Origin of the sequence: Arthrobacter sp. 260 (assembly GCF_013116745.1) — a bacterium.
Lineage (GTDB): Bacteria > Actinomycetota > Actinomycetes > Actinomycetales > Micrococcaceae > Arthrobacter_D.
In genome coordinates, this window is sequence record NZ_JABFOE010000007.1 from 139352 (window position 1) to 159876 (window position 20525).

At 66.1% G+C, this 20525-nt stretch carries 18 protein-coding genes; 15 read left to right on the forward strand and 3 right to left on the reverse strand.

Going from position 1 to position 20525, the window contains the following annotated elements; all coding sequences use genetic code 11:
* Positions 1–69: 69 nt before the first annotated feature.
* The 3 genes from HMI57_RS09960 to HMI57_RS09970 all read left to right on the forward strand — a co-directional run bounded on the left by HMI57_RS09960 (position 70) and on the right by HMI57_RS09970 (position 2268).
* Positions 70–639: a sigma-70 family RNA polymerase sigma factor gene (locus HMI57_RS09960; protein WP_225667962.1), complete on the forward strand. Its 570-nt coding sequence runs from the start codon at positions 70–72 to the stop codon at positions 637–639.
* Positions 626–1414, forward strand: a complete 789-nt coding sequence (locus HMI57_RS09965) for an anti-sigma factor (protein ID WP_171585851.1) — start codon at positions 626–628, stop codon at positions 1412–1414. Before HMI57_RS09960 ends, HMI57_RS09965 begins: the two co-directional genes overlap by 14 nt.
* A 74-nt stretch (positions 1415–1488) precedes the next feature.
* On the forward strand, positions 1489–2268 hold the full coding sequence (locus HMI57_RS09970) for an enoyl-CoA hydratase/isomerase family protein (RefSeq protein WP_171585853.1): 780 nt from the start codon (positions 1489–1491) through the stop codon (positions 2266–2268).
* On the opposite strand, the gene HMI57_RS09975 is transcribed toward HMI57_RS09970, so the two are convergent.
* The gene (locus HMI57_RS09975) at positions 2258–4795 is read right to left on the reverse strand and encodes an EAL domain-containing protein (RefSeq protein ID WP_171585854.1); all 2538 of its coding nucleotides are present in this window, start codon (positions 4793–4795) and stop codon (positions 2258–2260) included. The two genes, HMI57_RS09970 and HMI57_RS09975, sit on opposite strands and share 11 nt — an antisense overlap.
* Before the next feature lie 355 nt (positions 4796–5150).
* On the reverse strand, positions 5151–5594 hold the full coding sequence (locus HMI57_RS09980) for an Lrp/AsnC family transcriptional regulator (protein WP_171585855.1): 444 nt from the start codon (positions 5592–5594) through the stop codon (positions 5151–5153).
* A gap of 293 nt (positions 5595–5887) precedes the next feature.
* On the opposite strand from HMI57_RS09980, the gene pdhA reads away from it, so the two are divergent.
* From pdhA to HMI57_RS10020, 8 genes are all read left to right on the forward strand, one after another.
* Positions 5888–6973: a pyruvate dehydrogenase (acetyl-transferring) E1 component subunit alpha gene (gene pdhA / locus HMI57_RS09985; protein WP_228721047.1), complete on the forward strand. Its 1086-nt coding sequence runs from the start codon at positions 5888–5890 to the stop codon at positions 6971–6973.
* Positions 6970–8085, forward strand: coding sequence for a transketolase C-terminal domain-containing protein (locus HMI57_RS09990; RefSeq protein WP_225667961.1), 1116 nt, complete (start codon positions 6970–6972; stop codon positions 8083–8085). Before pdhA ends, HMI57_RS09990 begins: the two co-directional genes overlap by 4 nt.
* Entirely contained in the window at positions 8082–9575 is a 1494-nt protein-coding gene (locus tag HMI57_RS09995) for a dihydrolipoamide acetyltransferase family protein (RefSeq protein ID WP_346655183.1), read from the forward strand. Before HMI57_RS09990 ends, HMI57_RS09995 begins: the two co-directional genes overlap by 4 nt.
* Positions 9562–10425 (forward strand): endonuclease/exonuclease/phosphatase family protein, encoded by an 864-nt coding sequence (locus tag HMI57_RS10000; RefSeq protein ID WP_228721037.1) that lies wholly within the window; start codon positions 9562–9564, stop codon positions 10423–10425. The genes HMI57_RS09995 and HMI57_RS10000 overlap by 14 nt, the downstream gene beginning before the upstream one ends.
* 46 nt (positions 10426–10471) lie before the next feature.
* A complete protein-coding gene (locus HMI57_RS10005) occupies positions 10472–11335 on the forward strand; it encodes an MBL fold metallo-hydrolase (RefSeq protein WP_228721038.1) in 864 nt (287 codons plus the stop codon).
* A gap of 147 nt (positions 11336–11482) precedes the next feature.
* Positions 11483–11929: a cupredoxin domain-containing protein gene (locus HMI57_RS10010; protein WP_171585860.1), complete on the forward strand. Its 447-nt coding sequence runs from the start codon at positions 11483–11485 to the stop codon at positions 11927–11929.
* Positions 11926–12357 (forward strand): hypothetical protein, encoded by a 432-nt coding sequence (locus HMI57_RS10015; protein ID WP_171585861.1) that lies wholly within the window; start codon positions 11926–11928, stop codon positions 12355–12357. The genes HMI57_RS10010 and HMI57_RS10015 overlap by 4 nt, the downstream gene beginning before the upstream one ends.
* Before the next feature lie 41 nt (positions 12358–12398).
* On the forward strand, positions 12399–13628 hold the full coding sequence (locus HMI57_RS10020) for an MFS transporter (RefSeq protein ID WP_171585862.1): 1230 nt from the start codon (positions 12399–12401) through the stop codon (positions 13626–13628).
* A 27-nt stretch (positions 13629–13655) separates the two neighbouring features.
* Here the strand turns inward: HMI57_RS10020 and HMI57_RS10025 are convergent, their stop codons facing one another.
* Positions 13656–14567 carry a phosphatase PAP2 family protein gene (locus HMI57_RS10025; RefSeq protein WP_171585863.1) on the reverse strand — a complete coding sequence of 304 codons (912 nt, stop codon included), beginning with the start codon at positions 14565–14567 and terminating at the stop codon, positions 13656–13658.
* Between the two features lie 93 nt (positions 14568–14660).
* On the opposite strand from HMI57_RS10025, the gene HMI57_RS10030 reads away from it, so the two are divergent.
* The 4 genes from HMI57_RS10030 (at position 14661) to menD (ending at position 20488) form a co-directional block, all read left to right on the forward strand.
* On the forward strand, positions 14661–15383 hold the full coding sequence (locus HMI57_RS10030) for a hypothetical protein (protein WP_171585864.1): 723 nt from the start codon (positions 14661–14663) through the stop codon (positions 15381–15383).
* A 41-nt stretch (positions 15384–15424) separates the two neighbouring features.
* Positions 15425–16423, forward strand: a complete 999-nt coding sequence (locus HMI57_RS10035) for an o-succinylbenzoate synthase (RefSeq protein ID WP_171585865.1) — start codon at positions 15425–15427, stop codon at positions 16421–16423.
* 109 nt (positions 16424–16532) lie between these two features.
* Positions 16533–18698 carry a PhoX family phosphatase gene (locus HMI57_RS10040; protein WP_171585866.1) on the forward strand — a complete coding sequence of 722 codons (2166 nt, stop codon included), beginning with the start codon at positions 16533–16535 and terminating at the stop codon, positions 18696–18698.
* 77 nt (positions 18699–18775) lie between these two features.
* The gene (gene menD, locus HMI57_RS10045; RefSeq protein ID WP_346655184.1) at positions 18776–20488 is read left to right on the forward strand and encodes a 2-succinyl-5-enolpyruvyl-6-hydroxy-3-cyclohexene-1-carboxylic-acid synthase; all 1713 of its coding nucleotides are present in this window, start codon (positions 18776–18778) and stop codon (positions 20486–20488) included.
* The last annotated feature ends 37 nt before the right edge of the window (positions 20489–20525 follow it).

Consider the following 20525-nt stretch of genomic DNA (forward strand, 5'->3'; position numbering starts at 1 on the left):
GACCGGTCAGCAGCGCGGATGCCATTTCAGGGGGCACCAGGGACGCGGCCGCGCCGTAAGGAGAGTAGTTTGACACCTCCAGGCCATGACTGGACACGGCAGCGCGACGCCGAATTCTCGGCCGGCGACGAACACGCTCTGGCGCTCGCCTATCAATGCTTCGCCCCGCTGATCTTCACCGTGGCCCTCCGTTCACTGGGAGACCGGGCGGCGGCCTCCGATGTCACCCAGGAAGTGTTTGTCAGAGCGTGGCGGTTTCGCTCCGGCTACAACCCCGATACGGGAAGCCTGCCCGCGTGGTTGCTCGGCATCAGCCGCAACGTCGTCTCCGACGCACAGGGAGCCCGGCAGAAAAGCGAGAAAATCGTGCAACGGGCCCACACCGTAGGAGATCATCGGGAGCGCGAACACGGTGCGGACGAGATCGAGAGCGTGGCCAACCGGGTAGTGCTGGATTCCGAGCTGAAGTTATTGGGTGAGCCCCAACAATCAATCCTTCGGCTCGCCTTCTACGAAGACTTAACACATCAACAAATATCTTCACGGCTGGATCTGCCCCTCGGAACCGTCAAAAGCCACATTCGCCGAAGCCTCACCCAACTACGCAGCCGATTGGAGACCTGGAATGCAGCACCTTGACCCGGGAACCATCAGCATGGCTGCCCTCGACGAACCCCTTGACGCAGATTCGCAGGGTCACCTGGATCACTGTGACACTTGCGCCGGCGAGGTACGGGAACTGAACAGCGTGGTCCTCGCGGCCCGTGGGGATTTCGCCGGCGCCCCGCTGGAATCCCCGGACCCGCAGGTGTGGGCGGGAATCCACCAGGAACTGGGCTTGCAGTCCGCCCTGCTCCCGGACCCGCTCAGCAGAACCCCGCAGGCCGCCGCGCCAGTACCGGGTCACCAGCCCGCCGAGACCGCGGAGTCGGCAGCGACGGTGGTGGCATTTGAGCCACGGCACGGACGGCGGACTTTCACCTCCCGCTTCCTCGTCGCCGCGGTGACGGCCGGAGTCCTCACCGGTGCTGCCGCGGTCTGGGCAGCGCAACAGTTCGGCGCGGATTCCGCACCTGCCGTGGTGGCACAGAGTGAACTGGATCCGCTGGAAGGCTTCACCGCGCAGGGCAGTGCCACCGTCTACGCCGACGACGACGGTGCCCGCACCCTTGAGATCACTGTGACCGACAACCAGGTTGCCGGCTACCAGGAGGTATGGCTGATCGCGCCGGACCTGCAGGAGATGTACAGCCTCGGGGTGGTCGGGGCAGGCACCAGTTCCTTCACCATCCCGGACAGCGTTGACCTGGCCGCGTTCCCCATCGTGGACGTCTCGGACGAACCGCTGGACGGCGATCCGGTGCACTCAGGGGTCAGCGTGCTCCGCGGGACGCTGTCCGCCTCGGACAGCTAAACCCAGGGCCCCGGCGGGGTTCGGGTGGGCGGTCACCGCTAGGCTGGAATCCACCCGAGAGGAAGGCGCTGACCATGATTGACCTGACCTATGAGAACAATGTCGCCGAGATTGTGCTCAATGCCCCGGCAAAACTGAACTCGCTGGACGAAGCGGGAATTGCCGAACTGTCGCGGGCCTACGACGAGGCGGCGGCTGCGGCTGTCGCCGGTTCTGTCCGGGCGCTGGTCCTGCGTGGGGAGGGCCGCGCGTTCTGCGCTGGTCGTGACATCTCGGGGGTGGAACCTGCCACCGACGACGCCGTCGCCTACCTGGACGGGCTCGTCACACCCCTGCTGCGGAAAATGGCCGAGTTCCCGGCGCCCACGTTCGCTGCGGCCCACGGGGCATGCCTCGGCGTCGGGCTTGGACTGCTGGTCGCCACGGATGTGGTCTATGTGGCCGACACCGCGAAGCTGGGCTCTCCCTTCGCCAACCTCGGAGCTACCCTCGATTCCGGCGGGCACTGGCTCTTCACCGAGCGGCTTGGCGCCCACCGTACCCTTGACCTGATCTACACAGCCGAGCTGATGACCGGAGCCGACGCCGTCGCGGCTGGCCTGTTCAGCCGGGTGATGCCGGCGGAGGAGCTCCTGCCGCGGACCCGGGAGACGGCTCAGAGGGTGGCCTCGGGCGCCACCGGGGCGTTCCGCGCGTCGAAGGCCCTGGTGGCGGGCATCCGCGACCGTCGCCTCGGCCTGTGGGATTCGATCAGCGAGGAGAATACCGCCCAGGGCATCCTGTGCAGCAGCGAGGATTATGCCGAGGGCTTCACGGCCTTCCAGGAAAAGCGCAAACCGGTTTTTAGAGGCTGACGGCGGTGGCCAGCGGCTCCCCGCTGTCCAACGGCGGGGAGCTGGCACTGGCGGACCCGTGTTCGCTCGGGCGGCCCAGCAGGTACCCCTGCCCGTAATCGCAGCCGAGCCCATGGAGCGACTGCGCCTGGCTGCTGGTCTCGATCCCTTCGGCTACCACCCGCAGCTTCAGGGCGTGGGCCAGTCCGATCACGGCGTTGACGACGGCGAAGCTCTCCCGCCGTCGCGCATTGTCATCGAGGCCCGCGGTGAACGAACCATCGATCTTGATCGTGTCCACCGGGAACTGGGCCAGGTATGACAGTGACGAGTAGCCGGTGCCGAAGTCGTCAATGGCCAGATGAACCCCCATGGACCGCAGCAGAGCCAGCGTAGTCCTCGCCCGGTCAAGGTTGACCATCAGAACGCTCTCGGTGATTTCGAGGCCCAGCACCGACCCCGGCAACTCGTGGTCGGCGAGGGCTCGCCCCACGCTGGCAGCAAAGTCGGGGCTCCGCAGTTCGAACGCTGACACGTTAACCCACATCACGGGGGCTGCGATGCCGGCCGCGCGACGCCTGACCACCTCGCGCAGCGCCTCCTGCATCACCCAGGCACCCAGGTCGATAATCAGCCCGGTGTCCTCGGCCAGATCGATGAATTCACCAGGCATCAGCAGGCCGCGCGTGGGGTGTTGCCACCGGACCAGGGCTTCGAGCCCGACCACCTGCCTGTCGGCGAGGCTCATCTCGGGCTGGTAGTGCAGTCGCAGCTGACCATCCCGGATGCCCCGCAGCAGGTCGCTTTCCAGCTGGGCGCGGGTCCTGACCTGGACGCCGATTGCCTTGTCGTAGATTGATGAGCGGTTTCTGCCCTGCTCCTTCGCCGCATACATGGCGTCGTCCGCGTCCCGCAGCAGTGCGGACGAGGAGGTGTGCTCGGGATCTGACAATGCGATGCCGATGGAGGCGGTGACAAACACTTCAATATCGCCAACGAGAATCGGTGCATCAAGCGCTGCCAGGATCCTCGAGGCAGCGGCGGAGGCCTGCTCGCCCGTTGCCTCCTGGCAAAGAATCACGAACTCGTCCCCGCTGAGGCGCGCGACGGTATCCGAGGGGCGCACGGCTGACTGCAGACGGCGGGCCACCTCGGTGAGCACGCTGTCGCCAGCCTGGTGTCCGTGGGTGTCGTTGATTGCCTTGAAACGGTCGAGGTCGCAGAACAGCACAGCCACTGAAGGTCCTCCTCCGCCCACTGCGCTCAGCGTCTGGTTGAGGCGGTCCACCAGCAGCGCGCGGTTGGGTAACCCGGTAAGGGTGTCGTGCAGCACCTGGTGCTGCAGCATCGCTTCGAAGGCCTTGCGGTCGGTGATGTCCTCGATGTGGTCGATCAGCATGGCCGGGCCACCGCTGGCATCCTGCACGGCCGAGGACGAGTGCAGGATCCCCACCACCGCACCGTCGGCGTGGAGGAACCGGGTTTCGTGCCGGCGTCGCCCGGTGACTCCCCGCAGGAGGGACTGACGCTGACGCTCCGCCGGTTCCCGGTCGTCGGGGTGGGTCAGATCCTGAACCGACATGCTCAACAGTGTTTGCTCGTCCCGGCCCAACAGCTCGGTCAGCGCACGGTTGACCTGGATGAACTCCCCGGTAGGCAGGGTGACCGCCATCCCGATGGGGGCGTCGTCGAACGCGCTGCGGAAGCGCTGGTTCGACTGTTCCAGCTCCAGCTCCGTTTCCTTAAGGTCGCTGATGTCACTGCAGGCGAGGACCAGTGCACTGTCGGGGTCATTCCCCGAAGCGTCGAGGTCCGCGACGCTGACCTCAAACCAGCGCCAGCGACCATCCCCGTGGCGGAGCCTGAGTTCGGCGATCGCGCTGCGGCCCAGCCGCAGCCCTGCGGGTGCGGTCAGGAAGCCATGGGCGTCCTTCCGGTCCTGGGGGTGGACCAGGGTCAGGAAGTCCTCCCCGACGTGGGTGTGACCGGCCGCGCCCAGGAGTTGTTCGGAGGACGGGCTGAGGGAAGCGATCCGCTTCCCGTCATCGAGGATGATGAGGAGATCGGAGGTGTTTGCCAGCATCGTCTGCACCGCGAGTTCGCGATGCTTGCGGTGGGTAATGTCGCGTTGGATAGCTACCCAGTGCGTGAACCAGCCGCGGGCGTTTGCCACCGGGGTGATGTTGATCTGAACCCAGAATTCCTGCCCGTCCTTGTGGATGTTCAGGAGTTCCACCTCAACCGGTTCCCAGGCCTTCAACGCGGCGCGGAGCCGGTCCAGTTCGGCACGGTCGGTCTTCGGGGACTGCAGGATCCGGGGAGTCTTGCCGACAATCTCATGGGCCTCGTACCCGGTCATCCGGGTGAAGGCGGGGTTGACGTAGAGTACCTCCGGTCCGCCGGAGAGCAGGTCAACCGGTTCCGCCCTGGTTACCAGCACCACGTCGTTGGCATTGACGACAATGGATTCGAAGAGTGCCGCCGCCTTTGCATCTGGGATGACTGCGACTTTGCGTTCGTCTGAGCCCGGCGCACCGTGATCAATCATGGGGGTCCCTTCGATGCCAGGCCGATCGCGGCGCTGAGATCTGATTCCTGCGGCCGGTGAGAGATATTAAACCATAGGCGGCAGGCGCTGGACGCCCCGGCGACCCCAGTCCTCGCTGGGCGTCTTAAGGATTCAAATGTTTATAACTTTTGGAGAACATTCGCGGTGAAAGCCTACTTTCAAAGTATTTTGCCTAGGCAATGACTTTTACTTGTGGTGTGGCCAAGGGGCGGTTCCGCAGCGTCTCATGGGGGAGGGTGACATTCAGAACGGGATGTCACCACCAGTCAGGATCGCTCCTTGGCCACGCCAGATCCTTTGTGGTCCCACATAGCAGTCGCAAAAGTCCCGCAGGTCACCGAGTGTCAATGTCCTCGAAAACCAGGAAAGTCTGTGTATCCATCACCCCGGGCATGGACTGGAGCTGATCAAAAATGACGCGTCGGAGGCCCACATTGTCCTCGGCTCGTACCAGCAGGATGACGTCGAAGTCTCCGCCGACCAAGGCGATGTGGTGGATCTCGGGGATCAGCCGTAGTTGCTCGCGCAACTCCCGCCACGCATGCTGCTGCACCTTGAGAGTGACGTAGGCGGAGGACCGAAGACCGGCTTTGATGGGGTCAATGAGAGCCGTGAATTTGGTCAGGACCCCGGATTCGGTGAGGCGGGCGATGCGGGAGTAGGCATGGGCCCGTGAAATGTGGACATTCTCGGCAACGGCGGTCACTGACAACCGGCCATCCCTGGTGAGCTCCGCAAGGATGCGCCGATCTACTTCGTCCAAGGGTTGGTCCACCATTTGTCTACACCTTCCTGCGTAATGCAGCTCACACTAGCAATTCGTCCACAACAGTATGGCGTTCGCAGATGAAAGTCCAGAACTTTAGCCATTGGTAGATACGAATAGTTACCCCAGACCATAATTGGACTACACAGTATCCAGCGCACAGCATCCCCTGGGTGCCCCGGATCAGCAGAGCAACCGCCCTACCGGGCGGGATGACGGAGGCGGACATGACCATCTCGACCGGCACCAACAGGGCACCCGGCACCGCAAGGACATCGGACCAGCAGGAATCCGCCGAAGCAGCCATGCTCCCCTCGGCGACGCCCGTCCAACTCGTGGACCCCAACGGAGTTCACACTCCCAACGAGTCCTACCCGCTGCCGGACGGCGAGAGCCTCCTCGCCGCGTATCACAAGCTAGTGGTCGGTCGACGAATCAACGATCAGGCAAACGCCCTGGTCCGGCAGGGCCGGATGGCCGTCTATCCCTCCTCCCATGGACAGGAAGCCTGCCAGGTAGCTGCCGCCGTCGTCCTCGATCACCAGGACTGGCTGTTCCCTACCTACCGCGACACCGTCGCTGTGATCACCCGTGGAGTCGACCCGATGGAGGTGCTCACCCTCCTGCGCGGCGACTGGCATTCCGGCTATGACCCCCTGGAACACAAGGTAGCCACCCAGGCCACTCCGCTGGCCACGCAACTGCTCCATGCTGTGGGGGTGGCCCACGCGGCGAAACTCAGGGGCGAAGACACAGTGGTACTGGCCCTCTGCGGCGACGGAGCCACCAGCGAGGGGGACTTCCACGAGGCACTGAATTTCGCTGCAGTCTTCCACGTCCCGGTGGTCTTCCTCATCCAGAACAACGAGTACGCCATATCGGTGCCGCTGAAGTCGCAGACCGTTGCGCCGTCCCTCGCGCACAAGGCGATCGGGTACGGCATGCCGGGTGAGCGGGTGGACGGGAACGATCTCGCCGCCCTCCTCTCAGTGCTCGGGAAGGCAGTGACCCGGGCCCGCGCCGGTGGCGGACCGACGCTGGTCGAAGCTCACACGTACCGGATGCAGGCCCACACCAACGCCGACGACCCGTCGCGCTACCGCTCCCAGGACGATGTGGAGAAGTGGATCCCCAAAGACCCGCTCAGCCGCATGCGCACCTATCTGCGGGACCTGGCAGTGCTTGACGACGACGGTGAGACCCGCATTGCTGCGGCGGCAGAGGAGATGGCCGCGACGCTCCGGGACGGGCTGAATACCGACCCGGTGGTCAACCCCGAGGACCTGTTCAACTATGTGTTCACCGAAAAGACCAGCCAGCTGCGCGAACAGGCGGACCTCCTGCGCGGGGAACTCAGCCGCGAACAGTCCTCCGAGGAAGTGACACCATGACCGATACAACCGAACGGGTGATCGACCCGGGGACGGAGCTGCCGGACGGGCCGCCAGCCGGAGTGCTGAACGGGCCGGAGCGGGCTGCCGAGGCTCGCACCGTTGGGCCGGTCACCTTCGCCAAGGCCCTCAACGCAGCACTCGCCGACGCGATGGAAGCCGACAGCTCAGTTGTCATGTTCGGCGAGGACGTCGGAGCGCTGGGTGGCGTGTTCAGGATTACCGATGGTCTCACTGCCCGGTTTGGCACCGGCCGCTGTTTCGATACGCCGCTCGCTGAGGCGGGGATCATGGGAATGGCCGTCGGGATGGCGATGAACGGAATTCGGCCGGTCGTCGAGATGCAGTTCGACGCTTTCGCCTACCCGGCTTTTGAGCAGGTGGTCAGTCATGTCGCCAAGATGCCGAACCGCACCAAGGGCAAGGTCAAACTGCCGATTGTCATCCGCATCCCCTACGCCGGGGGCATCGGCGGTGTCGAGCACCACTGTGACTCCTCCGAGTCCTACTACGCCCACACCCCGGGCCTTACCGTCCTCGCCCCGGCAACGGTCAGGGACGCCTATACGATGTTGCGCGAAGCAATCAGCTACCCGGATCCGGTGGTTTTCCTGGAGCCGAAGAAGCTCTACTGGTCCAAGGAAGTGCTGGACCTGGCGGAACTGAAGGAGACCTTCGAAGCCAGCACCGCGGCGCCGAGCATCGGCCGGGCCGTGGTGGCCCGCGCCGGCACTGATGCGACCCTGGTCGCGTACGGGCCATCGGTGCCCACCGCGATGGCCGCCGCTGCCGCAGCGGCTGAGGAGGGTCGTTCGCTCGAGGTCATCGACGTACGGTCAATCGTCCCGTTCGACGACGAAACGGTCTGCGCGAGCGTACGTAAGACGGGGCGGGCTGTGGTGATCGCCGAAGCGCCCGGGTTCGCGTCCGTCGCGGCCGAGATCGTGGCCCGCATCCAGGAGCGCTGCTTCCATTCGCTGGCAGCCCCCGTGCGCCGGGTCACCGGGTTCGACGTGCCGTATCCGTCTCCGAAGCTGGAACACTTCTTCCTGCCCAGCGTTGACCGTATCCTTGACACCGTCGATGAACTGCAGTGGGAGGATCAGGCGTGAGCGCTACTACCGCCAGTGCAGCCGCGCCGGGCACGCAGCTGAAGGTCTTCAACCTCCCCGACCTCGGTGAGGGCCTGACCGAGGCGGAACTGGTGAACTGGCTGGTCGCCGAGGGCGACGTCGTCGTCGTGGACCAGGCCATCGCCGAGGTGGAAACCGCCAAGTCAGTCGTCGAGGTGCCCTCTCCGTTCGCGGGAGTGGTCGAGAAGCTCCACGGCCGCGCTGGCGAAACCATCGACGTCGGGAGACCGCTCATCTCCGTCCGCCCCGCGGGTCAGTCCGGTGTCACGGTGCCGACGGCGGCCGAAGAGACCTACCGGGAAGAAGAGCGTGCCGGGATCACCCCGCCCCAGAACCGCGAACCCGTGGCTGCACCGGCACCCGATGAGGGTTCGGGAAATGTTCTGATCGGCTACGGCACCCCCGGAGGGCTCGCCTTCGGGAGACGGCGACGTCCCAAGCACCAGAGTGCGGCACGCCCCGCAGGTTCGGAGCCCACGGCCGTCGCAGCCAGCGCCGCAGCTGACGAGGCACCCGCTCGCCAGGCGCCCCTTTTCATTTCCCCGCTGGTGCGGAAACTCGCGCGGGACGCGGGGCTCCGGGCGTCCGACCTCACCGGCTCGGGCCCTGACGGCATGGTGCTGCGCCGGGACGTGGAGCAACACCTCAGCCGATCTGCGGCTCAGCCGACGTCCGACGGCGGAGCCAACACGGCTCTTCCCGTACCCGACACCGCACCTGCCGGCCCTGCTGCCGAAGCCGTTACGGACCGTAAATCCGGTCTGGGAATCAGCACCCGCACGCCCGTGAAGGGAGTGCGCAAGACGGTTGCCGACAACATGGCGCGCAGCCGCCGCGAGATTCCCGAAGCAACGGTGTGGGTGGACGTCGACGCCACGGCACTGATGGACCTGCGCGCCTCCCTGAAACGCACCAACCCTGACAGCACTCCAGGCCTGCTCGCCTTCGTGGCGCGGTTCGTGACGGCAGGGCTGGCGAAATACCCGGAGCTGAACACCCGAATTGTCACCGACGAGACAGGAGGCCAGGAGATCCTCGGGTTTGACGGGGTGAATCTCGGGATCGCAGCCCAAACGCCCCGCGGACTGATGGTGCCCTGTGTGCAGCGCGCCGACACCCTCAGCGCCCGCGGGCTTGACGCCGAAATCCGGCGGCTCACCGCCGTCGTCCGGGAAGGAAAGGCAACCCCCGCCGAACTGACCTCTGGCACCTTCACCCTGAACAATTACGGCGTGTTTGGTGTGGATGGCAGTGCCGCGATCATCAACCATCCGGAGGCCGCGATCCTTGGCATCGGGCGGATCATCGACCGCCCGTGGGTAGTCGGCGGCGAGCTGGCCGTCCGGAAGATCACCGAACTCACCCTGACCTTCGACCACCGGGTGTGCGACGGCGGGGTAGCCGGTGGCTTCCTGAGGTACGTAGCGGACGCGATTGAGAATCCAGGCACAGTGCTTGCGGACCTCTGAAGCGCGCGGCCGGGCGGCAACCACGCCGCTGATCGGTCCGGTGGCTGCCCCTGACTACCACGTGATGACCTTCAACATCCGCCGGTCGATGCCGCATCTGCGCCCCGGGCACCGTGACTCCTGGGCAGTCCGCGCGCCGTTGGTGACCCGCCTGCTCCAGGACGAGCGGCCCACCCTGCTCGGTGTGCAGGAAGCGCTCCCCGTCCAGTTGGATGCAGTGCAGTCAGGGCTCGGGTCCACCTACACGGGGATCGGTCGCGGGAGGAACGCCGACGGGCAGGGCGAGCAGTGCCCACTGTTCTATGACCGGAGCAGGCTTTCCCTGCTCGACTGGGAGCAGCTGGCGCTCTCCAACACTCCGACCGTTCCCGGTTCCACCTCGTGGGGCAACCGGATTCCCCGGATCGCTGTCCGTGCCGTGTTCAGCGACCTCCGCTCCGGACAGGAGTTCACAGTCATCAACACGCACCTCGACCACCTGTCGAAGCGTTCCCGCCTCTATTCCGCCGACACCCTGCGTCATCTGGTGCAGGACACGAAACTGCCGGGGATCGTGATGGGTGATTTCAACGTCGATGCCCCCTCCGGAGCCTATGACGTTCTCACCGAGGGAGGTCGGCTGGCGGACACCTGGCGAGCGGCGAACCGCCAGCTCACCGAGCAGTGGGGCACCTTCCCCCACTATGGGAAACCGCAACGGGGTACCAAACGCATCGACTGGATCCTTGCAACCGAAGACTTCAGCGTGCAGCGAGCGGGAATCAACGTCACCCGGTACGGTGGTGCGTGGCCGTCCGATCACGCCCCGGTGCAGGCAGTCCTGACACCCGGTGGCCGCCCCGGCTCGTAAATGCCCGCACGACGCAGTGCGCAGCGACAGTAGTTGAGAGGAATCCATGTCCGATATGCATGAAGTTGACCCTGACTCCCGATGGCGGAGCGTGGGCCCCCAGACGTGGATCCTCCGCGATGCCGGCTACGGCATGAACCCGGGGCTGGTGATCGGTACGGAACGTGCCCTGGTGATCGATACCGGCGCGGGACCCGGCCAGGCAGCCCGCATCCTCGACGCGGTCCGCGAGCTGACGGATCTCCCGGTAACCGCGGTGAACACCCACTCGCACTTCGACCACGTGTTCGGCAACGCCTATCTTGCGGCCCACGGCGTCGAGGATATCTGGGCAACCGTGCGGTGCGCCGAGGACCTCGCCCAGACGGGCGAGCAACAGCGGGGGCTTGCCGCCGAGCTTGAACCTGACATGGCCGACGACACCGGCCCGCACACAGCGATTCATCCGGCTAACCGGCTGGTGGAAGGCAGCCCTGTGGACCTGGACCTGGGTGGAATCTCCGTCACCCTGTTCCACCTGGGTCGCGGCCACACTGACAACGATCTCCTGGTGGGAGCGGGCAATGTGCTGTTCACCGGTGACCTGGTCGAAGAGGGGGCAGACCCGGGATTCGAAGACTCCTACCCGGCGGACTGGATCCGCACGCTAGGGAAAATCGCGGCGCTGGAGGACCTCTACGATGTGTTTGTTCCGGGCCACGGCGACCCGGTAGGGGTTGAGTTCGTCACGGCCCAGCTGTACAAGATGAGAACCGCCGTCCGGGTCACCAAGGTAGCGATGGACGAGGCGTCCGTGGACATGACGAAGGCCATCCCCATCCTTCCCTACGGTCCCGAACAGTCCCGGGCCCTGCTGATCCGGCTGCGCACCCTCGCGCACTGGAAGTGGCACCAGAGCGCCACCCCCTGATCCTGGCTGGCCCTGGTCCAGTCAAAGGCAGGAGGAGGACAATCCGCTGGCCTATCTGTGACGAAGTTCATATGACACTATGATTTCAACGCCTGCCGCCCACCGGATCCATCCGGGGGTCGGCAGGAATCGTCCGGAGGGTACATCATGAAAATCAACCATCCCGTCGCAGGCATCCTGTTGGCCGTCGCCCTGGTCGGCGTCGCCGGGTGTGGGGCGTCCGACACCACGGGCACTCCAGCCGCCGAGCCCGAGACGGCCACCAGCGCTCCGGCGACTTCCAGTCCAGCCACCGCGCCAGCCGAGACCACCGAGTCAGCTGAAACCCCGGCCGAGGCGGCTGAAGAGGTGGTCATCACCATTACTGACTTTGAGTACGAAGTTTCAGGGCCGGTGGCTCCAGGCGCCGAAGTGACAGTCATCAACAATGATTCTGTTGGCCACACTGTCACCTCGGATGAGGAAGGCCTGTTCGATTCAGTCTTCGGCCCCAACGAGACTGTCACCTTCACAGCACCCGAGGACGCGGGAGAGTACGCCTTCCACTGCACGCCACACCCAGGCATGATCAGCACACTGGTCGTCGAAGGGTGAGCAACCGCGTACTCGCGCGCAACCGCCCGGTCCTGGTCGGTCTCCGTGTGGCCATCGCCATCGGACTGGCAATCGATGCCTTCGTCCATGTGCAGCTCGCCGCCAATTATCAGATCGCGTATCCAGGGGGCATGGGCGGCGGCACACTGTTCCGGCTGCAGGCAGCAGCGGCGGTGCTGGCTGCCTTCTACGTCCTGCTCAGAGGAAGCCGGTTGTCCTACCTCATTGCCGCGGTAGTGGCTTTATCGGCCTTCGCAGCCGTGGTGGTGTCGACCTACGTCCAACTGCCCGCCATTGGGCCCATCCCCGCGATGTACGAGCCGATCTGGTTCTTCGAGAAGGCACTCAGCGCGGTAGCTGAGGGGGCGGCAGGAGTCCTCGCCGTCGTCGGGATGATTCTTGTGGGGCGGCGCACACACGAGGGCTGATCGATAACGGGGCGAACGGCGCCGGTGACTACAGTAGGACCGTGCCGGCCGAATCGTTCAACCTCAAGTCGATCGCCGTCGGCGCGTACGGCCCCTCCCTCCTGTATGGTGTGGCGACCGGTGCCATCCTGCCAGTCATCGCGCTGTCGGCGCGCAGCCTGGGAGCCGACATTGCCACTGCGGCCCTGGTGATCACGCTGACCGGCATCGGCTCGCTGGTCACCAACGTGCCGGCGACACTGATTGCCACCCGGTTCGGCGAACGACGCGCGCTGGTGGGGGCGTCACTCTGGTGCTCTGCCGCAATGGTGCTGGGGTTGCTGGCCCCCAACCTTGCCGTCTTCACGGCAGCTATTTTCATGGTCGGCATGGCGGGCGCAGTGTTCGGCCTGGCGCGTCAGAGCTACCTCACGGAAGTAGTCCCCATCCACTTCCGGGCCCGCGCACTCTCCACCCTGGGCGGAGTGACCCGGATCGGGGTGTTCCTTGGTCCTTTTGCGGCAGCCCTGGCGATGAGCTCCGCTGGTCTCGCTGGCGCCTACTGGGTAGGCGCCGGGGCGGCCCTCCTGGCTGCGGTGCTGAGCAGCCGGGTTCCGGAACTGGCTGCGCCCGGTCGGCTGGCCATGACCGGGCCCACAGGGATTGAAGGCGTGATGGGCCAAGCACCTGCGGCGCCGACGGTCCGGTCAATCCTGCGTTCCCATCGGCGGGTGTTCGCGACTGTGGGCATCGGCGTGCTGCTGATTGCCGCGATCCGGGCCACCCGGCAGGCGGTGCTTCCGCTCTGGGCCCAGGACATCGGACTCGACGTCACCACCACTGCCCTGATCTACGGGTTGTCAGGGGCCATCGACATGTTGATCTTCTACCCCGCCGGGAAACTGATGGACGTCAAAGGACGCCGCTGGGTCGCCGTGCCCTGCATGGTGATCATGGGGATCGCCCTGATCCTGCTGCCCTTCACAGCCGACGCCGTCGGACTGTTGCTGGTGGCCCTGCTGATCGGGTTCGGCAACGGAATCGGGTCCGGCATCGTCATGACGCTCGGAGCCGACTTCTCCCCGAACCCCGGCCGTCCACAATTCCTGGGGATCTGGCGGCTACTCAGCGACATCGGCACCATGACCGGTCCCGGAATTCTCGCGGGGGTCACGGCCATCGCCACGCTCTCGGCGGGTATCTGGGCTACCGGAGGTCTCGGTGTGCTCGCGGCTTTAGTCCTCTGGTTCTGGATTCCGCCGCACCGGCCGACGGCGATCGCAAGGAACTAGCTGTGGAACCAACCAGAAGGCGCTGGCTCAGGCTTCCCGGCGCCGCGCCTGGTGGCCGAACAGGCATCCGGCAGCGGCGCTGAGCGTGAACCCGACCCCCACAATCATTGACAGCCCCGACCAGAAGAAGAGAGGGATTCGTGCTGTCCCCGGGACCGGGGCGGGACCAATCATCTGCACGTACAGGTAGAGAATCACCCCGAGAGCGAGGCCCGCGACCCCTGCCGCCCAGCAGAATGTCAGCCACAGCTTCGACGCCGCCCAGTGCTCACCGAACCCATCCCACACGTTCCAGGCATTGCCGAACCGCATGGTGAGCAGCCCTCCGAGGAGTGTCCACGCACCGACCACCAGGAAAGCGGCCACCGCGTCCGCCGGGCGATGCCAGAGGTTCAGGAAAGTCGCTGCGCCTGCTGCCACCGCGTAGGTGCCCCCAACTGCGGCCGCCAACGGCCGCCAGCGCGGTGTGACCACGAGGAAGATGGCGGCTGCAGCCGATGCGGCGAGGGTGGTGTGCCCGGACGGCAACGAGTTGAAATCAAGGGTTGGCACGCCACGATCCGGGCGGTCCAGCAGGAAATTCTTCAGGAGCTGGGTGGTCAGATTGGCTCCAACGATGGTGCCCAGCGCGATCACTGCCGCCGGCCACCGGTGTCGGCGCAGGGTGACAAAGAGGATCACGCCAGCTGCAATCAGCACCGACAGGGCAGGCAGACTGTCCAGGAACTGCAGGAACGGTTGCTGCGAGTCGGGTGCGGCGAACCCCGCCTCCCGCCAGGCGGACTCGTCGGCGAACTGCCCGGTGCTGGTCCGCACAAACGCCCAATAGGTCCAGCCCAACGCAACGGCGCACAACAACGAACCCAGCAGAAACAGGGCTGGGTTCCGCGCGGCCCGTGGTTGCCGCGTGGAGGAGTTAGTTGATTGCCGGGAGCTCACACTGCAAGACTTCCACATGCGCGCCGCACTTCTGCAATCCAATTGTGATCTTGCGGGGATCCAGTTGTGGAACGGAGCCGGGACAATGAGTCCATGACACGGCATCGTGCGCTCCGGCCGACGTCGCTGGCGAGGTCGGCTTTGCCGGTTGCTACGGCGGCTGTGATCGCCGTGGCTCTCGTCGGGTGCGGGGCGGTGGGAGTGCCGGGTTCGACCAGTCCTGATTCACCGGTAGCCAACTCCCCGGGCTCGTCCCCGTCGCCGTCTTCTTCGCCGTCGTCAGATGTGCCCTCGGCGGGTGACGCGTGGGGTATCGCGGCCCCGGGTGAGGTTCTCGCGCAGGGCACCGTGCTCCAGCAGGGGGAGGCGCCGCCGCAGTTGTGTCTCGGCGCTGTGGCCGAGTCCTATCCGCCCCAGTGTTCCGGATCGGAGCTCCTCGGCTGGGATTGGCTCGCGGTGGAGCAGTCCGAAACCGCTTCTGGGGTGACCTGGGGGTCCTACGCGGTGCAGGGAACGTGGGACGGAACCGCTTTTACCCGCACCGGCGACCCGATCCCGCTATCGCTCTACGACCCCCTCGCCGACATTGATCCCCGGATGGATCCGGCCAACCCCGGGATCGGGGAGCAGGCGGAACTGGAGCGACTGCAGGTGGAACTGTTCGAAGCCGACGAGAGGATGCTCACATCGTCAGTATTCAACGGCTACCTGTTTGTCACTGTGGTGTACGACGACGGAACTCTCCAGGAACGGTACGACCGCCAGTACGGCCCGGACCTGATAGCGGTGCAGTCTGCCCTGCGGCCTGTCTCGTGACCCCATCCGGCGGTTACCGGTCCGTCGCGTAACCTGAACGCGTGAGCACACTCGTCCCAGCCGCCGACCTCCGCTCCTCCGCCCGGGTGGTGTCAATCCCCATGCGGGTGAAGTTCCGCGGGGTCAGCCACCGCGAGGCCCTGCTGGTGCGGGGTCCTGCCGGCTGGGGGGAGTTCTGCCCCTTCCCCGAATACGACGACGCCGAATCGGCAGCCTGGCTCCGAGGCGCCATCGAAGCCGGTTGGGAGGGCTTCCCGGAACCGGTGCGGCAACGGGTGGCGGTCAACGCCACAGTCCCCGCCGTCCCGGCAGCGGAAGTGGAATCGGTGCTGGACCGCTTCGGCCCGGTCACCGCCGTCAAGGTCAAGGTCGCGGAGAAGGGCCAGAGCCTTAACGACGATCTGTCCCGGGTGGCCGAGGTGCGCAGACTGCTCCCCACCGCGGGGTTGCGGGTCGACGCGAACGGCGGCTGGACCGTCCCGGCTGCGATCACCGCGCTCACAGCCCTCGCCGGGCACTCCCTCGAATACGCTGAGCAGCCGGTGATGGACATCAGCGGCTTGCGGGAGGTCAGGCTTGAACTACGCCGTCGCGGAGCCCCGGTCTTGATTGCTGCAGACGAATCGGTCCGCAAGGAATCCGACCCGTTGCGCGTCGCCAGGGAGGATGCCGCCGATCTGCTGGTGATTAAGGCAGCGCCCCTGGGCGGAGTGCGGCGGGTGCTCGACATCGTGGCGCAGGCCGGGCTTCCCGCCGTCGTGAGCTCAGCGCTGGATACCTCGGTGGGGATCAGCGCCGGCGTAGCCCTCGCTGCGGCCCTCCCGGAGTTGCCCTATGCCTGCGGACTCGGCACCGTGACCCTGATGCACGGGGATGTCACCGCGACGTCGCTGGTGCCCGACCGCGGATGGCTGCCCGTGGGGCAGGTGGACGTGTCCGAGGAGTTGCTGGACCGGTATGCCGCCGATCCGCAGCGGACGGCCTGGTGGCTGGACCGGCTGGACCGGGTAGCCTCGCTTCTCAGCCAGAACCCCGGTTGAACCGACGTTCGAAGAAATTCATCTGCTGGCCATCTGGACGGTCCGTGGAGTTTGCCTGGCCGGGTCAGGGTAGGAGCGGCTCTCTCCCTCCGCTGCTGGAAGGCACCCCATGACTGACACGAAGAAGCGTTTCCTGCCCATGCTGGGCCACACCAACGGGAAGCGCAGCCCGGTGACCTGCGCGCTGAAGTGCGACAACGCCTGCGCCTCGGCTGTCTGCAACACCACCGACAACAGTTACTTCCGGGACATTGCCTCGTCCGAATTCTCACGCCGGAACGTCCTCGGGGTGGGAGCAGTCGGGGCGTTGGCCCTGATCGTCGGCGGCCAGGCGTCCACCCCGCTGCAGGCGCCCGGCCAACCCTTGGCCCCCGCCGTCGCCGTCCAGCGGCGCGGTCTCCGCAGCAACCTCAAGTTCACGCCGATCCGCCCCGTCGACGCACTGGTGGACGACTTCACCGTGCCCAAAGGATTCACCTGGCGGCCGATCATCCGCTGGGGCGACCCCCTGTTCCGCAGCTCCCCGGCGTTCGACGTCTTCAACCAGTCCGAAGCCGCTCAGGAGCTCCAGTTCGGGTACAACTGCGACTACACCGAGATCCTTGACCTGCCCGGCAGCAAGGGCAAGCGGGCCGTCATGTTCGTGAACCACGAGTACACCAACGAGCCGATCATGGTCCCGCCCAGCCTGCCCGCCGCCGAGGTGCGCGGGATCGGCCGCGCAGCGCACGGGCTGACGGTCGTCGAACTGGAACGCCACAATGCGTCCAAGCCCTGGAAGTACGTCCAGGGGGCACCGTTGAACCGTCGCTTCCTGCTGGATACCCCCTACGAGCTGACCGGTCCCGCGGCCGGATCCGAACTGGTCAAAACCATCGACGATCCCGCCGGCCGCACCATCCTCGGCACTTTGGGCAACTGCGCGGGCGGCACCACCCCGTGGGGGACCATCCTGTCGGGGGAGGAGAACTTCAACGGCTATTTCGTGAGCCCCGGTACCAGCGCATCGGACCGGCGCTACGGCCTCACCGCGGCGCCGACCGCCCGCGGCTGGGAAATTGACGAACCGCGGCTGGATACCCGCAACGCCGGCTACGCGAACGAGACCAACCGTTTCGGCTACATCGTTGAGGTGGACCCGTTCGACAGGACCTCGACGCCGAAGAAGCACTCAATGCTGGGCCGCTTCAAGCACGAGGGCGCGAACGTCTCGGTGGCCGCCGACGGACGGGTGGTCGCTTACTCCGGCGACGACGAGCGTTTCGACTACCTGTACAAGTTTGTGTCCAAGAACCGGATGGAAACCGCCGGGACGCCAGCCGCCCGGCGGAAAAACATGACGCTGCTTTCTGAGGGGTCTCTGTATGTTGCCCGGTTCCAGGGCAACTCGACACCCGAGATTGATGGCTCGGGCGCAGTGCCCACTGACGGGGCGTTCGACGGCGTCGGCGAGTGGCTGCCGTTGATCGTCAACAACAAGTCAGCGGTGCCCGGGATGAGTGCCGCGGAGGTGGCCGTGTATACCCGGCTCGCGGCGGACAAGGTGGGTCCCACCAAGATGGACCGTGCCGAGGATGTGGAGCCGAACCCGTTGACCGGCAAGGTGTATGTGGCGTGCACCAACAACACCAACCGCGGGGTCGGAGCCAATGCAGTTGCTGACGAAGCGAATCCCCGCACCGGGAACCGCACCGGTCACGTCATCGAGATTACCGAGCGCGGTGGAGACCAGACGGCAACCCGTTTCACCTGGAACCTGCTCCTGGTCTGCGGCGACCCAGCCAACGACCCCACCGTGTACTTCAGCGGCTTCCCGGCGAACAAGGTGTCGCCCATCTCGTGCCCAGATAACCTGGCATTCGACTCGGTGGGGAACCTGTGGATCTCCACTGACGGGCAACCCGGCACCATCGGGTACTGCGACGGGCTGTTCCAGGTCACGCTCGACGGTGAGGACCGCGGCAGGGTGGAACAGTTCCTCGCTGTCCCGCGGGACAGCGAAACCTGCGGGCCGATCATCAGGGACAAGGACAAGCACGTGTTCGTCGCCGTCCAGCATCCAGGGGAAAACGGCGTCTGGGGAAACCAGACCTCCCTCTTCCCGGACTATGTCGCCGCGGGCAGCGACCCCCGCCGAGGGGATGCCGCAATACCCCGGCCGTCAGTGGTGCAGGTCCTTCCCGGCAACGACAAGCCGCGGGGCCGGGGACGTGGACAGGGTAGGCCTCGCCGGGACGACCACCGCGGCGGACGGGACGCGAAGGGCCGCTCCTAGCAACCCCTCGCCAGTAGCTCCAGGCCATCCCGATTCAGGTGGCTCTGGGGCTGATGGGGTTGTGTGAGGATGGAGGCGTGAACCAGCAGCTGAATTCCATCGACGCCGCCCGGCTGGCGGTTGCCTCGCTGACCGCCGCCGGCGTGCGCCACGTCGTCGTCGCGCCCGGATCACGGAGCGCGCCGATGGCCTACGCGCTCGCCGAGGCAGAAGCGGCTGGTGCGCTCCGGCTGCACGTGAGGATTGATGAACGGGTGGGAGGGTTCACCGCTCTCGGCCTCGCCCTGGGATCGCAGGCGCCGGTAGCGGTCCTGACGACGTCGGGCACCGCCGTGGGGGAGCTGTTGCCAGCCGTGATGGAGGCCAATCACGCCGCCGTGCCGCTGGTGGTGCTGTCTGCGGACAGGCCCAGCGAGCTCAGGGGGAGCGGCGCCAACCAGACCACCAACCAGATCGGTCTCTACGGCGTCCATGTCAGGTGCGCTCTCGACGTTCCAGCCGGTACTGATCCTTCGCCGTTTGTGGCGCGGGCCCTCGCCGAGGCTCAGGGCGCGTCTGGGCCGAGGGGTCCGGTCCAGCTGAATCTCGCCTTCCGCGACCCGCTGGTCCCCGACGCCACTGCGGCCCCTGTTGTTGCCCCCGCCCCGGCCGCCGCTTCCATTTCCGGCGGCGCATTGCCCGACGGCGGCGCACTGCCTGACGGGGGCGAGGTGGCGTTAGCCGAACGCGTCCTCTCGCGCAGGACCCAAATGACCCCGGCACCGCCGGCCCGCACCGTGGTGGTTGCCGGCCACGGTGCCGGCGAGCTGGCTGCCGTCGTCGCGCAGCACCTGCGCCTACCGCTCCTGGCCGAGCCCTCCTCAAACGCCCGCTTCGGACCGAACGCCGTCGCCCAGTACCGGCTGCTCCTTGAGCATCTGGGAGCCGACATCGAACGGGTGGTCGTCTTCGGGCGCCCCACGCTCTCCCGGCCGGTCGCGGCACTGCTGGCCCGTACCGACATCGCCCAGGCCCTTTACCTTCCCGGACCGGTGGCCTGGTTCGAAGAAGGACGGCGCCGCGAAGAGATCATCACCACCCTTGCCGACCTGCTGCAGTTCGCCGGGACGGGCGAACCCGGCTGGTTGGAACGCTGGCTGGCCGCTGGAACACACGCCGACGCCGCTGTCCGTTCACTGATTGCGGAGCGCAGCGCACTGAACGGCCTCCATGTGGCCGATGCTGTCTGGGAACACACCGACGGCAACCTGGTTCTGGGATCCTCCAACCCGATCCGGGACGCCGACTTGATTGCTTCCCCGGGCTGGCACCCGCTCGAGGTGTACGCCAACCGAGGCCTCGCCGGCATCGACGGGACCCTGTCAACCGCCACCGGAGTGGCGCTCGCCACCGGTATCCCGACCCGGCTGCTCGTGGGAGACCTGACGTTTTTGCACGACGCCGGGGGGTTGCTGCTCGGACCGGGCGAGGAGGAGGCCGACCTGCAGATCGTGGTGCTCAACGACGCGGGCGGAGGAATATTTGGGCTCCTCGAACACGGCGCGGAGGAGAACCTTGAACGTCATAGCGGGGTGGTCGAACGGCTCTTCGGAACCCCTCACACAGCCGATCTCGGCGCGCTGGCCCACGGCTATGGTGTTCGGCATACCCTCGTTGACTCGGTTGCTGCCCTGGAAGCGGCACTGGAACCAGCCATCGAGGGCCGCTCCATCATCGAGGTCCGGGCGGACCGCGCCAATCTCCGTGCGCTTCACGGATCGATCAAGGCGAGCGTTTCCCGGGTCGTCTAACCGGACGGCGTCGCCTGCCAGAGGAGAGGGCGCCGGA

Excerpts from the sequence above, each read along its gene's own strand:
- HMI57_RS10040 (WP_171585866.1), top strand. The coding sequence starts at position 16,533 with ATGACTGACACGAAGAAGCGTTTCCTGCCCATGCTGGGCCACACCAAC.
- HMI57_RS09965 (WP_171585851.1), top strand. The coding sequence starts at position 626 with ATGCAGCACCTTGACCCGGGAACCATCAGCATGGCTGCCCTCGACGAA.
- HMI57_RS09970 (WP_171585853.1), top strand. The coding sequence starts at position 1,489 with ATGATTGACCTGACCTATGAGAACAATGTCGCCGAGATTGTGCTCAAT.
- HMI57_RS09980 (WP_171585855.1), bottom strand. The coding sequence starts at position 5,594 with ATGGTGGACCAACCCTTGGACGAAGTAGATCGGCGCATCCTTGCGGAG.
- HMI57_RS09975 (WP_171585854.1), bottom strand. The coding sequence starts at position 4,795 with ATGATTGATCACGGTGCGCCGGGCTCAGACGAACGCAAAGTCGCAGTC.
- HMI57_RS10030 (WP_171585864.1), top strand. The coding sequence starts at position 14,661 with ATGACACGGCATCGTGCGCTCCGGCCGACGTCGCTGGCGAGGTCGGCT.
- pdhA (WP_228721047.1), top strand. The coding sequence starts at position 5,888 with ATGCTCCCCTCGGCGACGCCCGTCCAACTCGTGGACCCCAACGGAGTT.
- HMI57_RS10010 (WP_171585860.1), top strand. The coding sequence starts at position 11,483 with ATGAAAATCAACCATCCCGTCGCAGGCATCCTGTTGGCCGTCGCCCTG.
- HMI57_RS10005 (WP_228721038.1), top strand. The coding sequence starts at position 10,472 with ATGTCCGATATGCATGAAGTTGACCCTGACTCCCGATGGCGGAGCGTG.
- HMI57_RS09990 (WP_225667961.1), top strand. The coding sequence starts at position 6,970 with ATGACCGATACAACCGAACGGGTGATCGACCCGGGGACGGAGCTGCCG.